Origin of the sequence: Dactylosporangium sp. NPDC006015, from assembly GCF_040614215.1 — a bacterium.
GTDB classification, from domain to species: domain Bacteria; phylum Actinomycetota; class Actinomycetes; order Mycobacteriales; family Micromonosporaceae; genus Dactylosporangium; species Dactylosporangium maewongense.
The window spans coordinates 138907-153144 of the sequence record NZ_JBEXUD010000021.1; the positions used below are offsets into that span (position 1 = coordinate 138907).

Genomic DNA, 14238 nt, shown 5'->3' on the forward strand with positions numbered 1-14238 from the left:
GCTAGCCCTTCATGGCGCCCGATGCCATTCCCTGCATCAGCCGCTTCTGCACGACGAGGAAGAAGATCACCACGGGGATCGTGAAGATCACGCTCGCCGCCATCACTCCGCCCCAGTCGGTGTAGTAGCTGGAGAAGTACTGCTGCAGGGCGACGGGGAGCGTTTCGATCTCGGGCCGCTGCATGTACGTCGCCGAGAACATGAGCTCGTTCCACGACGTGATGAACGCGTAGACGGAGCTCGCCGCCAGCCCCGGCCAGGCCAGCGGAAACACAATCGATCACACGGCCCGCAGTCGACGTCGGGTCTGGTCCGAGTTGATCTGCCGTTCACCCGGCCAGCCCCACTGCCCCGCACGGCCGGACACCGGCGGGCGGTCGGCGTGGACTGGGGCTACAACACGCTACTCACCGGCGTGACCGCCCGCCTCGGCAACGACCGCGCCGGCCGGGCCCGGGTCACCACGACCGGTAAGCCCCTCACCTTCGACGCGACCGGCGTGTCCGCGAAACTGCTACGCCTGCGCACCATCCGTGAACAGGTCCGGACCCGCCTCGACCGCTACGACCGGCTCCTCGAAGGACGGCCCGACCCCGCACTGGCCGTGAAACGAGGCCGGCTCGAGGTTGAGCACGACCGGGTGTGTGCCCGGATCCGGTTTCTTCGCAAGAGCCTCGCCTGGGCCGCCGCGCGTTGGACAGTCGACCATGCCTCCGCCGCGCGATCCACTGTCATCTACATCGAAGACCTCACGTCGATGGAGACCTGTGGGTTGGGTCGGACGTTGAACCGCCGTCTCGGCGTACACGTCCGCGGGCTCGTGTTCACCGCACTCACCCATCTGGCCGCGGTCGAAGGCATCGCGGTCGTAACCGTGCCGGCGCATCCGCGACCGGCGGGCCCACCGCGGATTCCACCAGCATGTGACAGCGACACCGTCACATGCTGGAACAGTGCCGCGGCATAGCCTTTCGTAGGATTTCAGAGACGCTCACGCCGGGATCTGCGGGAGCCGGAGGGGAACCCCCTCCGGCTACCCGACAAGGCGCCTGTTCGCAATTGATCCACCATGCGGACAGCCCTTAACGAAGGGCCGAGGCCTAGTGACTACCCCTTCATCGCGCCTGATGTGATCCCGTGGGCGAACGACCGCTGCAGCACGAGGTACACGGCAATGACGGGGAGGGCGGTCAGAATGGCGCCGGCGGACAGGTAGGTGTAGTCGGTCGTGTACTGGCCCTGGAAGGTGGCCAATGACATCGGTGCCGTCAGTTCGCGACCGCCGGAGAGCATGACGAGCGGCACCAGAAGATCGTTCCAGGTCCAGACGAATGACAGGACGATCAGCGCCAGCAGTTGCGGCATTGCCATCGGCAGCAGCAGGCGTACCAGGATGACGAAGCTGTTGGCCCCGTCGACCCGTCCGGCGTCGGTGATTTCGTGTGGTGCGTCCCGGAAGAACGTGCGCATCCAGAAGCATCCGAAGGGGAGGCCGAGCGCCGTCTCCACCAGGACGACGCCGATCAGGTTGTCGGCCAGCCCCACCTCGCGGAAGTCGAAGAAGAGCGGGATGATCAGCGACTCGTTCGGCAGCATCAGTCCGGCCAGGAGGATGAAGAACAGCGCGTTGCGCAGCGGGAGCTTGAACCGGGCGAGGGCGTAGCCAGCGGGCACCGAAAGCAGCAGTGTCAGCAGCGTCGCTGTGATGCTCACCTTGAAGCTTGTCGCCAAGGCTGTCCCCATGTCGGCGAGGTCCCAGACGGCCTTGAAGTTGCCGAAGTGGAAGGAGTCGCTCAACCTGATGGTGCTGTCCTGGGTGTCGGGCTCCCCCAATGCCATGATCACGACTCCGATGAGGGGGACCATCGCGAGCGCGGCCGCGCAGGTGACGACCACCTGGCCGGTGAGGGCGTGTGCCCGGCTCGTTCTCATCCTTTTCTCCATGGCCGGAGGATCAACATTGTCAGCACGAGGATCACCATGGTCAGGAGCACACCCATGGCTGAGGCGAGGCCGAGGTCTCCGACGAAGAACGCCTTCTGATAGACGAGGAAGGATGGCACCTCGGTGGAACTTCCCGGTCCGCCCTGGGTAGTCACATAGATCAGGTCGAAGTTGCGCAGCGCGGCGGTGACCGCGAGCACCGTGACGACCGTGATCTCGTTGCGAATGCTGGGCAGCGTCACCGCGAAGAACTCGCGGACGGGGCCCGCACCGTCCATCCGCGCCGCCTCGTAGAGTTCCACGGGTATGCGCTGCACACCGGAGATGAGCAGCACGAGGGCCAGGCCGAGGAGCATCCAGGTGCCGATCAGCCCGACCGAGGGCAGCGCCCAGGTGAAGTCGCCCAGCCAGCCGCGGGCCCAGCCGCCGAGGCCGACCGCCCGCAGCAGCGAGTTGATCGGTCCTTCTGGGGCCAGCAGCCAGCGCCAGGCGACACCGGTCACCACCGGGGCGATGACGTACGGCAGGAACAGCGCCGCCCGGAATACGGTCAGCCCTCGGATCCGTGTGCTGCCGATGATGCCCACCAGCACTAGGGCCAAGGCCGTGGTGAGGAGCGCGTAGAAGCCGATCAGCACGAACGCGTGCCCGAACGCGGCGCGGTTTTGCGAGCTCTCCAGGATGGTTCGGTAGTTCTCCAGACCAACCCAGCGTGCCGGGCTGATGCCGTCCCATGCACTGAACGACAGGTAGACGCTGTGCAGGAAAGGCAGGATCAGGAACAGACCGTAGAAGATCAACGCGGGTGCCAGGTACCCGAAGCCGACAAGGGTCGTGGACCTGCGCTGCTTGCGAGCGGCGACTCCCGCCCCGTTCGGTTGAACGGGGCGGGAGGTCACCGTCAGTCTCGACGCCAAGAGCCTGCCGCCTTCGCGAGCGGGTGGAACATGCCGATCAGCCCTTCGCCAGCGATTCCACGAACGGGCCGTAGGACTTCTGCAGTTCCGCCAGCAAAGCGTCGACGCTGAGGGCGCCGGACATGAGCTGGTCGAATGTGCGGGAGATGGTTGGGTACAGCTCCGGCGCGCCCCAGTCGACGTACGGCACGGGTGTGCCCTCGCCCACCAGCTTGAGGCCGTTGCGCAGCGCGTCCTGTGACGGGACCGGCAGGTTTGCCGCGTTGATCGCGGTTTCGGCGTCCGCCGGTGGCTTCGATGGGATGGCGCCACCGGCCAGGAACTGCTCGGCTGCCTTCTGGCTGGTGACGAAGTCGATGTACTTGGCCGCCAGGTCCTTCTTCTTCGCCTTTGCCGGGATGGTCCATGGAATATCGCCAGCACCGACGGCCGCGATTCCCTGCCCGGACACCGACGGGAAGAACACCATCCGAAGCTTCTTGGTCTGCTCCGGCGTGCCCTTGAGCGGAGTGAAGCGGGAGCTGGTCAGGGAGAACAGGCCCTTGCCGGAGATGAAGTTGGCGAGAACCTGGTCGGTCTTGTACGCCGTCCAGTCCGGCGCGAAGTAGCCCTTGTCGCCCCAGGACTTCATGGTCTTGGCGGCCCAGGTTGCGCTCTCGGAGGTGAAGTTCGCGTTCGCGTGGTGGAACACCAGGTCCTGCACGGCCTTCGGACCGCCGTGGGCCAGCAGCAACTCACTGAGCAGCCATGCGGCCAGCTCGCCGCTGGCCGATCCGAACTGCATCGGAATCTCCCCGGCCGCCTTGGCACGCTGCATTTGGTCTTCGAGCTCCGCGATGGTCTTCGGCGCCTCGGTGATGCCCAGCTTCCCGGCGATCTCCGTGTTCATGAGCAGGCCGATCCATGCCGTAGTGGCTGACATGCCCCACAGCGGGCCCTCGCCCATCAGCTTCCCGTCCGTGCTGAAACGGTTGAGCTGAAGCTGGGAGGCGGTCTGGCGGGTGTCCCAACCGTGCTTCTTGGCGTAGTCGTCCATGTTGGTCAGCAGGCCGCCCTTGACGAAGGCGCCCAAGGCCTGGTAACCGCGGTTGACCTGCGTAACATCCGGCGGGTTGGTGCCGGAGAGCTGAAGCTTGGCGATGGAGGCCAGGTCGTCGAAGCTCTTCGCGACAAAGTCGACCTTTACGCCTGGGTTTTCGTCCTCGAACTGCTTGTTCAGCTTCTGGTAGACGGCCAGGTTGCCCGGCGAATTGGCCAGGCCGCTCTGCACGACCAAAGTGCCGCCGCCGGTTTCCTCGCCAGCCGGCGAGGACGAGCAGGCGGTGACAGCGACTGCGACGACGGTGGCTAGCAAGGCGGTAGCGAACCGGGCATGGCGCCCTTTGGCGTGTCTATTGGGCATTTGCGGGTTCCTTCTCTACTCGGCGCGGCCGGCTGGCCGGGCTCGCTGGTGCTGCACCCCGCGGAGCGAGGGTCGGAATCGCAGGGATTAGGTGGCCTGGGAGCGGACGTCGGAGCGCCGGCGGAACCTTCGGGCGGTGGACATCAACGGCGCGGCGGAGACGTGAACCGATCCTTTGCCGCCTCGGGTCTTCACTTCCAAGCAGCAACTGGTCTGCGGAGGAGACCAGATTGCAATTCCATGATCGGGCTGTCAAGGCTCGCTGGCGATCATTGCGGCCTTCGTTACCCACCCGTGATGCAGGTCATACGGGTCGTCGCGTCGTGCGCGACGTGACGGAGACAAATCGTCGTGAAGGCCTCAACTCCGCCGACTTCCTGCCCGGCTCGAGACTTCCCGGTGAATGCGCGCTCGCCGCCCAGCTGGAGATGATCCTGCGGCAGGTCACGGAGCCGCGCATGAAGTTCATGCTGGTCGTGCGCACTCCGCCGGATCTTGCGCTGACGACGTATCCGGTGCTCGCCGCGTCGATCTTCGAGCCGGCGGCGCACGATCCTGGCGTGTCGTTCCGGCTCGCTCCGTGGCGGCACGAGCAGGCATGTCAGGTGTGGGAGTCGGCTGAGGGTGAACACCAGACACCGTTCACGGACCTGCCGCCATCCGTTCAACAGCTTGCAACGGTGCCGCTCTACCTGGCGCTACTTCATTCGGCCGGGCGGGCCGGCCCTGAACGTGCAGCGTCGGCGTACCGGCTGGTCGACCACTGCATCCGCGGCATCCTCCGTCGGGCGGGCGTTGACGCAGCGGTCACGTTCGAGTCCCTGTCCGACCTCGCGATGGCCCAGGCCCCCATTCTGCTGGCCCGTCACTCCCTGCGCACATGCTGCGGCGGACCCCGCCGGGCAGTGCGGGACCAAGCCCCGTCAGGGCATTGACCGAACTGCCGCCGCTCGTGGTCAACGCCGGCCTGGAACCCAGGTTCGCGCACGACGTCATCCGCGAATACTTCGTTGCTGCCCGCATCGCCGACGCACTCGTGGAGATGGGCCGTTCCGTTCCAAGTGTCAGCGCGATCAACGACCTGGCGGAGCAGGCTACCGTGTCCGCGGCAGCGCAGGGGATCCTCGAGTTCGTCGTCTGCCGGGTCGACGACCGTGACCAGAACCTCGTGCCCGCCATCGCTACGTCGCCCGCCATCTCTGTCGACGTGGCGTTGCCCGTGCTGTTACGGAACCCTGCCGCAGCGACGAGATCACCGCAGGTACTGCGGTCGTGCGCTGCCCGCGCGACGCACCCGCAGACGCTGAATCTCGCCCGGGCCCTCCTGTCCAAGCCGGAACTCGCCACCGCTCTCAGCGGAACGTACAGCGAATGGGTCGTCACCGCGCTGCGCACATTCGGCCCGTCAGTGTGGACGGAGATGCTGGCGCATCTTGAACGGTCTCTTGACGCCGGAATGGCGGAGGCCCTGCTCGGCACAGCCGACTTCGAGCAGGGGAGGAGGCGGCCTTCTTCGCGCGCCGTGCTGTGCTGTTCCATGGTCTGTCCGATGATGGCTGGCTTGAAGCTCTCGTTGCTCACGAGGACTGGCGCGTCCGGGCGGCGCTGGCGAAGGGTCTGCTCCTCGAAGTGGGCAGCCGGCAACGACGTGACCAGGTCAAACAGGCTGCCAAGCTGCTCGGCCTCGAGCCCGGTGATCCGGTGCTGGTCGGTTACCAGAAGACCTTCGACCAGCACGACCAGTGCTTCGACGTGGGCCGTCAGCTGTACCGCGGGGACGCCTACCGATTCCAGGCGTCGCTGTTCCGCTTCTAGCCCTTCTGCTAGCCCTTCATGGCGCCCGATGCCATTCCCTGCATCAGCCGCTTCTGCACGACGAGGAAGAAGATCACCACGGGGATCGTGAAGATCACGCTCGCCGCCATCACTCCGCCCCAGTCGGTGTAGTAGCTGGAGAAGTACTGCTGCAAGGCGACGGGGAGCGTTTCGATCTCGGGCCGCTGCATGTACGTCGCCGAGAACATGAGCTCGTTCCACGACGTGATGAACGCGTAGACGGAGCTCGCCGCCAGCCCCGGCCAGGCCAGCGGGAACACGATCGACCAAACGGCACGTAGCCGGCTCGCCCCGTCGACCAGAGCGGCCTCTTCCAGCTCGTACGGGATCTCCACGACGAACGAGCGCAGCATGAACGTGCACAGGCCCACGGTCAGAGCCAGGTGGCTCAGGGTCAGCCCCTGGAACGTGTTGAGCAGGCCGGCGTTGCGGAACAGCGTGAACAGGGGGATGACGAGGATGGTCTGCGGCAGCAACTGCGTGACGAGGATGACGACCGTGAGGATGTGCCGGGTCCGCAGCCGGTAGCGGGCCAGGGCGTAGCCCGCCAGCAGGGCGATCAGGCCGGTCAGCACCGTCGTCGCCACGGCGACGATGAGGGAGTTGCGGAACTGGGTGGGGATGTTGCCGTCGAGCAGGTGCGTGTACCGCTCCACCGTCGGCGACGTGACGATGAACCGCGGGGTGCGGGTGAACAGCTCGCTGTCGGGCTTGACCGACGTGACCAGCATCCAGAAGAACGGGAACAGGCTGCTCACCACGATCACGGCAACGAGCAGGAACAGCGCACCACGGCGCAACAGCGACGTCATCGAACGTCCTCTCGGTTCAGCCGGACGTACAGCACGCTCACCGCGGCCAGCATGAGGAACAGGACCACGGCCATGGCCGCGGCGGAGCCCTGGTCGAGCTGGGCGAACGCCTCGAGCCAGGTCAGCAGGGACAACACCTCGGTCGAGTGGTCCGGGCCGCCGGGCGGTGTGGTCATCACCAGGAAGTGGTCGAAGGACTGATACGCCCAGATGGTCGAGATCGTGGTCATCACGACCAGCAGGGGACGGATCATCGGCAGCCGGATCCGTCGCAGGATCTGCCAGGCGCTGGCGCCGTCGACCCGGGCCGCCTCCACCACTTCACCGTGGGTGCCGCGCAGCCCGGCGAACAGGGAGACCGCCACGAAGGGGACCGAGTGCCAGACGACAGCGATCGTGATGGCCACCATGGCCGGTGTACCCGTGCTGAACCAGGAGTAGCCGTTGAAGGAGTCGAGGCCGAACCAGTTGACCAGCAGCCAGTTGACCACGCCGTACTGGTCGTCGAACAACCACTTCCAGACGATGCCCGACGCGACCCGCGGCATGGCCCAGGGGAGCAGCACGATGACGCTGAGCACCCTGGCCGCGCGGGGTGCGGAGTCAAGGACCAGGGCGATGGCCAGGCTCAGCAGGATCGTGGTGACGACCACCGCGGCCGCGAACAGGGTCGTGCGCAGCAGCGCGGCGGTGTAGTTCGGGTCGGCGAAGATGTCGCGGTAGTTCTGCAGCCCGACGAACGGTCCACTCTGCAGGTACTCACCGTCGAAGAACGACAGCCAGATCGTGCGCGCCACGGGGTATCCGACCACGCCGACGATCACCGCGAGCAGAGGCGCCAGGAAGGCCCACGGCAGGAATCGTTTCTCGAAGCTCTGCTGCCGGTGCGGCAAGCGCGGCGCGCGCAGCGCCCTCGGGATGGCCGAGGACGCCGCGCGACGGATCGTGGTCTTCACATTCTCAACCAATTGCCTGGTTCACCTGGTCCGCGAGTTCCTTCATGGCGACGTCGGCCGTCTTCTTGCCGCTCATGATCGATTGCATGGCGTTCACGATGGAGTTGGCCCCCTCGACCTTGCCCCAAGTGGCCACCGGCGGAATGGAACGGGTGTGGTCGGCCTGTTCGGCGTACGCCTTGAACAGCGGGGCGGAGAACGACCCGGTGGCCTTCTCCTGGGCCAGCGCGTCGTTCGTCGCCGGAAGCAGGCCCAGGTTCGAGGTGACCGGCACGAGGTTCTCCTTGGTCATCATGAACTTCACGAAGTCGTTCGCCACCGCCTTGTTGTTGCACTCGCGGAACACGGCGAGGTTGCTGCCGCCGGCGAACGTGTCGTTGTTCCCACCCGGGCCCTTGGGCAGGACGGCCGTGGCCAGCTTGCCCTCCAGATCGGGGCTCTGCTTGAGAATGGTCCGCAGATCCCACGATCCGCCGACCATCATCGCCGTCTGGCCCAGGCCCATGGACTTGTCGACGTCGGCCGCGGTCCAGGCCGAGGCGCCGGCGGGCGACAGGCGATCCTTGGTCAGCAGGTCGGAGTAGAACTGGAACGCCTGGACGGACTGCGTCGAGCCGGCCTCGGAGACCCACTTGTCGCCGCTCTGCTTGGCGATCTCCCCGCCCCAGTTCCAGATCAGCGGCAGGTAGTACCAGTGCGCGCCGCCGATGATGCCGAACCCGTTGACGCCCTGGTTCTTCGCCTGAATGGCGAGGGCGTCCTCGCGCAGCTCCTGCCAGGTGGCGGGGGCCGCCGTCTTGCCGATCGCCTCGAGCATGTCCTTGCGGTAGATGAGGGCGCGGACACCGGTGTCATAAGGAACGGCGTACGACTTGCCCTTGAAGATGGTCGACTCGATCATGCCGGGCACGTAGGTGCCCTGCAGCGTCTTGGGGTCGTTGGCGTAGACCTCGAGGGCGTTGAGTGCCGCGAATTCGGGGGTCCAGGTGTTGCCGATGAGCGCGACACAGGGGACGCTGCCGCCGGCGATCGAGGTCAGGTACGTCTGGTGTGCGTCTTTACCGAGGAACCGGAGGTTCACCTTGGTCCCCGGGTGTGCGGCGGCGTAGTCGTCCGCCAGCTTCTGCATGATTGGCTGCTGGGTGTCCCCGATGGGGTCGCCCATCCAGAAGTCGATGCTTCCCTTGATCTCGCCCGAGCTGTTTGCGCCCGAGTCGCTTGCTCCGCCACAGGCCGCGAGGGCCAGAGCCCCCGCCAGCCCGATGGCCACGGCGACACGGCCGCGCCATAAGTTCCTTGCACGCATCGCTGCTCTCCTCTGCTCGGGACCGAAGACCTGCTAAGCGCGGGGTACGCGGTGCCTCCGGACCTGTCAACCTGCCCGGCTGTCTGACAGCCGGATAAGTTGTCCCTCAGGGTGCACCGTGGTGAGGTGGATCGCAAGGGCCTCCGCTCGGTTCGTTACGAAGTTTCCTTGCGCCCGGGGCCCACAGTTTGGTACACACGCGGGAGTGATCAGTTTAGGATCACCGCTGGTCAGAGCGGTGTCGGACGGCCGCAAGGCGGCTCGGAAGGATGAACATGTAGTAACACGACTCAGTATCTTGACCTTGTGCTAGCAGGTCAAGAATGGTTTGGTCGTAGGCATGTTCCTGCGGTTCACCTCGCGGACCAACGCCGACGGCGCGGTGGTGCGCTACGTCGCCCTGGCCCACAACCGGCGGGTGGACGGGCAGATCAAGCCGGACGTACTGATGAATCTGGGCCGGGAGGACCAGGTTGACGTGGCCGGGCTGCAGCGGCTGGCCGCGTCGATCGGCAGGCACTTCGGCGGCGACGATCCGGCCGGTGCCGCGCCGGCGGGTGCGGCCGTCAGGGCCGCGTCGCTGGAGGTCGTCGATGTCCGGACCATCGGAGCCACCTGGCTGCTCGACGCGCTGTGGCACCGCCTCGACGTGGGCGCGGCGGTGCGTGCGGCCACCGGCGCGCGGCGGTTCACCGCCAACCTGGAACGGGTGTTGTTCGCGCTGGTCGCCCACCGGGCGGTGGCCCCGATGAGCGGGCTGCCGGCCGCGGAATGGGTGCGCGAGGAGGCCGCCGTTCCGGGACTATCCACAATGGACGATGAACACGTCCGCCGGACGATGGATCTGCTCGTGGACGCGGACACGCAGGCGCGGGTGCAGGAGTCGCTGTTCCTCGCCGTGACCGACCGGCTCGACCCGTTGTTCTTCGACACCATCGAGTTCGCCTGCGACGACGGGGAGCGGATCGTCATCGGCCTTGCCGCGACCAAGGAAGGCATCCCGGTCCGCTGCTGGTGCTGGCCGGGTGGCGCCGGTGCCGGCTCCGTCCCGGCCGAGGTCCGCGACGACCTGCTGGACCGGCATCCGGGCCGGGTCATCACCGTGGTCGAGCGCGGCTTCTCCGGCGCGGACGACCTGGCCGGCCTGGGCCGCGCCGGCGATCACTACATGGCCGGGATGCGTATGTGCGACGGCAACCGCCTCGTCGAGGCGGTGTTGTCCCGCTCGGGCCGCTACCGGTACGTCCGCGACGATCTGCGCGTCCGGGAGGTCCGCATCGACGGTCAGGACGCCCGGTTCGTCGTCTGCCACGACCCGGATCAGGCGCAGCGCGACCGCCGGCAGCGCGACGAGGCAATCGTCCACATCCAAGCCGAACTGGCCCGGATCGCCGACCAGTGCGCCGGAGACGACGCCGGCCGCGTGCGGGCCGAGTGCGCGCTACGCGACCACCCCACCCTCGGCCGCTGGCTTGTCCGGCGGCCCGACGGACGCCTGAAGGTGGACCTGGCGAAGGTCAAGGCCGAGGCCAGGCTCGACGGCAAGTACCTCATCGCCACCTCCGACCCGCACGTCAGCGCCGAAGACGTCGCCTTGGGCTACAAGAACCTCCTGGAAGCTCGTGACCTCAAGGCGCGGCTGCTGCCCGGAGCGGCCGCCCACAGCTCGGGACACCGCATCCGCGCGCACGTGCTGATCTGGTGGCTGGCCCTGCTGCTGACCCGCGTCGCCGAGCAGTCCTGCGGCCAGACCTGGCGGACCATCAACCGGAAGCTCGGGCGGGTGGCCCAGGTGACGCTCACCGGTTCGGCCGGCACCGTCACCCAGACCACGCCGCTGAGCCCCGAGCAGGCGGCCATCTACCGGGCACTGACCATCCAGCCGCCGGCCCGGGTCACCGCGTCCGCCCCCGGTCGCCGACGAGCTCGCGGGCATTCTCGCTGAGCACGGCCGAGCGATGCGTGTCGCCGAGATACTCGCGCAAGAGGTTGAAGCGCTCGGCCACCTCGTCGAGCGACGAGAACGGGAAGTCCGTTCCCAGCACGACCCGCGAGTCGTCGACGAAGGACAGCAGCGCGCCGAGGTCGGCGGCGGTGTGGGACAGGGCGGTGTCATAGCGAAACGCCGCCAGCGCGCGCAGGACGCCCTGCGCGGCGACGGCCGCGAGCTCCGGCATGCCTTCGGCCAGCACCATGCGCGGAGCGACGACCGGCATCGCGCCGCCGCAGTGCGAGAAGACCCACCGGATCCGCGGAAATCGGCGCGGCACATCGGTGAGGAGCAGGTTCGTGATGAGGCGCGTCGAGTCGAAGAGATACTCCAGGACCGACGGCCGGAGGGGGATCTCGCCCTCGGGCCACCACGCGGGCAGCACCGGGTGCACGTGGATGAAGGCACCGCGGTCGTTCAGGGTCTCCAGCAGGCCGTCGAATTTGGGATGGCCGACGTACGACCCGGCGTAGCTGGTGAGCAGGCCGACGCCGACGAACTCCGGCCGGTCGAACACCCGCTCGATCTCGGTGAGCGCGGCGTCGACCGAGGGCAGCGGCAGGCAGGCAACCGCCGCGAACCGCCCGTCGCCGTCGCGGACCACCTCGGTGAGCTCGTCGTTGGTGTCCTGGCACAGGGCCGTGGTGAAGGTCTGATCGCCGAAGTAGAACCCGGGCGAGGCGACGGACAGCACGGCCAGGTCGATCCCCAGCCGATCCATCATCCGGACCGAGTCCGCCGGCTCCCACACCGGAAACGGTGCGCCCGGCTGAGCCTGGATGCCCAGTGCCGTCAACCGGCTGACATAGGACGCCAACGGCGCGTGGTGGTGGAAGTCGACGATGGTCATGACACCAGCTCTCGGACGGCACGGATGGTTCGCAAGAGGTCTTCGGGCCCGCCCGCCTCGTGGCCGTTGAACTGCCACACGGTCATCTCCTTGGGCCCGGCAAAGGCATTGTATGCAGCGAAAACAGTGGAAGGCGGGCTCACGACGTCATGCAGGGCGACGCAGAACCGGCCGGGACAGGTGGCTCGCCGCGCGAAGGACACGGCGTCGAAATAGGCGAGGGTCTCGAAGGCGCGCTCCACCGAACCGCGGTGGGCGGCCAGCCACTTGACGATCTCCCCATGGGGACTGTGGTCCGTCACCTCGACCGCGCGCCGGAAGGCGGACAGGAACGGCACGTGCGGCATCGCCAGGCGGACATCGTCCCGCAGGCCGGCCGCCACGAGCGCCATGGCACCCCCCTGGCTGCGTCCCGTCACCGCGATCCGGTCGCGCGCCACGGCCTCGTGGGTCGTCACGGCATCGACGAACCGGTACGCGTCGGTGAACAGGCGGCGGTAGTAGTACCGCTCGGGATCGAGGATGTCCCTGGTCATGAACCCCGGCGCGGACGGGCCCGCCCCATGCGGGTCCGCGGTGTGGCCGGCCCGCAGGGCGCTGCCCTGGCCGCGGGAGTCCATGACGGCGTGCGCGAAGCCGGCACTGGCGTAGGCGAGCGACTCGACCGGGTGCCCGCGTCCGCTGCCGTAGCCCAGGTACTCCACCACGAGCGGCAGGGGGCCGGTTCGCTCGTGCGGCAGCAGCAGCCACCCCCGTACGTCGTCCCCGGCGTATCCGCCGAAGGTGACGTCGTACACGTCAACGGTCCGGACCAGGGCGTCCACCGGCTCAAACCGCGGATTGAGGGGATGAGCGCCCTGTTCGTGCAGGGTCCGGCTCCAGAAGGCGTCGAAGTCCCCGGGCTCGGGGTGCGGGTACTCGTACCGCACCAGTTGATCGAGGGGGAGGTCTACCCGCATTGCACGACTCCTGTCCGACTGTCCGACAGGAGTCTAAGCAATGACGACCGCGGCGGGGAAGGGACAACCTGTCATGCAACCTGATAGCCTGCCAGGCGAGTGAAGCCAGGAGCTACAGGTGGAGGAACGGGCATGGCGCGGACAGTCGCCTCCGGGTACGACGTCATTGCCGTCTCGGGTGACCCGGAAGAGCGGGGATACCAGTACGGCCTCGCTGCGAAGACCCGGATCGAGCAAGCGTTGCGGACCTATGCCGACGTGTTCCGGCACTACGCATCGTGGGACTGGGACGCCGTGCGGCGACATGGGCTCCGGTTCGCCGGTCCTATCGAGGACTTCTCGCCGGCGTCCGCGCGGGAGATCCGGGCGATCGCCCGCGGGGCCGGCGTCGAGGTGGCCGACATCCTGGCCCTGAACACCCGCAGCGAGATCATGTTCGCCGCTCCCGGGCGAGCCCGGGCGGTGGCATCCACCGAGTGCACGTCATTCGCGCTGACCCCGGAGCGCACGACCTCCGGTGCCGCGCTGATGGGGCAGAACTGGGACTGGATCGAGGGGGCCCGGGAAACCGCGATCGTGCTGCAGGTGCACCGGGACGACGGCCCGGACTTCGTCACGGTGGTCGAGGCCGGGATGCTGGCGAAGGTCGGGATCAACTCCAGCGGTGTCGGCCTGTGCACCAACACCCTCATCTCGGACGGCGACGAGGGCCGGTTCGGCGTTCCGTACCACGTGCTGCTGCGATCGGTGCTCGACAGCGACAGTGGTGCGGAGGCCGCCCAGCGGATTCAATCCACATCCCGGGCAAACTCCGCAAATTATCTCATCGCGGATGCGGGCGGGTTCTGCGCGGACATAGAGACCGGACCGGGCGACGGCCCATGCGGCGTGATCACTCCCGTCGACGGTGTGGTCACGCACGCCAACCACTTCCTGGTCGACGGTCTCACAGGGGTGGACCGCTATCTCGAGCGCAAGGCGCACACGCGCAACCGGCTGCACCACCTGACCGCGCGCGTGCAGCAACACGACACGCACACGATCGAGAGCCTGCAGGAGGCGCTGGCCGACCACGCGGACGCACCGCACAGCGTGTGCCAGCACCCGGACGCGGCCCAGCCCGTGGCCGAGCGCACCTGCACCATCGCGGGGATCGTGATGGACCTGTCGGCTCGCTCGCTGGTGTACGCCGCCGGCAGCCCGTGCGAGTCGACCTGGTCAGTGCCGGTGCGCTTCGATGCCTAAGTCTGACCGGCCGGCTGCCCG

At 67.5% G+C, this 14238-nt stretch carries 14 protein-coding genes; 5 read left to right on the forward strand and 9 right to left on the reverse strand.

Features of this window, described 5'->3' with window-relative positions; translation table 11 throughout:
* Position 1: 1 nt before the first annotated feature.
* Positions 2-274 (reverse strand): ABC transporter permease subunit, encoded by a 273-nt coding sequence (locus ABZ321_RS32450; RefSeq protein ID WP_344509845.1) that lies wholly within the window; start codon positions 272-274, stop codon positions 2-4.
* A 225-nt stretch (positions 275-499) separates the two neighbouring features.
* Here ABZ321_RS32450 and ABZ321_RS32455 point away from each other — a divergent pair, with 225 nt between their 5' ends.
* Positions 500-967, forward strand: a complete 468-nt coding sequence (locus ABZ321_RS32455) for a hypothetical protein (protein WP_354898385.1) — start codon at positions 500-502, stop codon at positions 965-967.
* A gap of 140 nt (positions 968-1107) precedes the next feature.
* On the opposite strand, the gene ABZ321_RS32460 is transcribed toward ABZ321_RS32455, so the two are convergent.
* The 3 genes from ABZ321_RS32460 to ABZ321_RS32470 are packed head-to-tail and all read right to left on the reverse strand — an operon-like array spanning position 1108 to position 4215.
* Positions 1108-1932 (reverse strand): carbohydrate ABC transporter permease, encoded by an 825-nt coding sequence (locus ABZ321_RS32460; RefSeq protein ID WP_354898388.1) that lies wholly within the window; start codon positions 1930-1932, stop codon positions 1108-1110.
* On the reverse strand, positions 1929-2861 hold the full coding sequence (locus ABZ321_RS32465) for a sugar ABC transporter permease (RefSeq protein ID WP_354898391.1): 933 nt from the start codon (positions 2859-2861) through the stop codon (positions 1929-1931). The genes ABZ321_RS32460 and ABZ321_RS32465 overlap by 4 nt, the downstream gene beginning before the upstream one ends.
* 37 nt (positions 2862-2898) lie before the next feature.
* The gene (locus tag ABZ321_RS32470) at positions 2899-4215 is read right to left on the reverse strand and encodes an extracellular solute-binding protein (RefSeq protein ID WP_344509853.1); all 1317 of its coding nucleotides are present in this window, start codon (positions 4213-4215) and stop codon (positions 2899-2901) included.
* 371 nt (positions 4216-4586) lie between these two features.
* Between ABZ321_RS32470 and ABZ321_RS32475 the strand changes: the two genes are divergently transcribed.
* Positions 4587-5198 (forward strand): hypothetical protein, encoded by a 612-nt coding sequence (locus ABZ321_RS32475; RefSeq protein ID WP_354898394.1) that lies wholly within the window; start codon positions 4587-4589, stop codon positions 5196-5198.
* Between the two features lie 592 nt (positions 5199-5790).
* A complete protein-coding gene (locus ABZ321_RS32480; RefSeq protein WP_344509854.1) occupies positions 5791-6078 on the forward strand; it encodes a UTRA domain-containing protein in 288 nt (95 codons plus the stop codon).
* Between the two features lie 8 nt (positions 6079-6086).
* Here the strand turns inward: ABZ321_RS32480 and ABZ321_RS32485 are convergent, their stop codons facing one another.
* From ABZ321_RS32485 to ABZ321_RS32495, 3 genes are read right to left on the reverse strand one after another with little or no spacing between them, the layout of a single operon-like run.
* Positions 6087-6911, reverse strand: coding sequence for a carbohydrate ABC transporter permease (locus tag ABZ321_RS32485; RefSeq protein ID WP_344509856.1), 825 nt, complete (start codon positions 6909-6911; stop codon positions 6087-6089).
* A complete protein-coding gene (locus ABZ321_RS32490) occupies positions 6908-7867 on the reverse strand; it encodes a sugar ABC transporter permease (protein WP_344509858.1) in 960 nt (319 codons plus the stop codon). The genes ABZ321_RS32485 and ABZ321_RS32490 overlap by 4 nt, the downstream gene beginning before the upstream one ends.
* 4 nt (positions 7868-7871) lie before the next feature.
* Positions 7872-9137 (reverse strand): extracellular solute-binding protein, encoded by a 1266-nt coding sequence (locus ABZ321_RS32495; RefSeq protein ID WP_344509860.1) that lies wholly within the window; start codon positions 9135-9137, stop codon positions 7872-7874.
* Positions 9138-9513: 376 nt separating this feature from the next.
* Here ABZ321_RS32495 and ABZ321_RS32500 point away from each other — a divergent pair, with 376 nt between their 5' ends.
* A complete protein-coding gene (locus ABZ321_RS32500) occupies positions 9514-11118 on the forward strand; it encodes a hypothetical protein (RefSeq protein WP_354898399.1) in 1605 nt (534 codons plus the stop codon).
* Here the strand turns inward: ABZ321_RS32500 and ABZ321_RS32505 are convergent.
* The gene (locus ABZ321_RS32505) at positions 11069-12013 is read right to left on the reverse strand and encodes an amidohydrolase family protein (protein WP_354898402.1); all 945 of its coding nucleotides are present in this window, start codon (positions 12011-12013) and stop codon (positions 11069-11071) included. The genes ABZ321_RS32500 and ABZ321_RS32505 overlap by 50 nt on opposite strands.
* Positions 12010-12972 (reverse strand): acetylxylan esterase, encoded by a 963-nt coding sequence (locus ABZ321_RS32510; protein ID WP_354898405.1) that lies wholly within the window; start codon positions 12970-12972, stop codon positions 12010-12012. The genes ABZ321_RS32505 and ABZ321_RS32510 overlap by 4 nt, the downstream gene beginning before the upstream one ends.
* 132 nt (positions 12973-13104) lie before the next feature.
* Between ABZ321_RS32510 and ABZ321_RS32515 the strand changes: the two genes are divergently transcribed.
* Complete coding sequence (locus ABZ321_RS32515; RefSeq protein ID WP_354898408.1) at positions 13105-14217, forward strand: C45 family peptidase; 1113 nt, start codon at positions 13105-13107, stop codon at positions 14215-14217.
* The last annotated feature ends 21 nt before the right edge of the window (positions 14218-14238 follow it).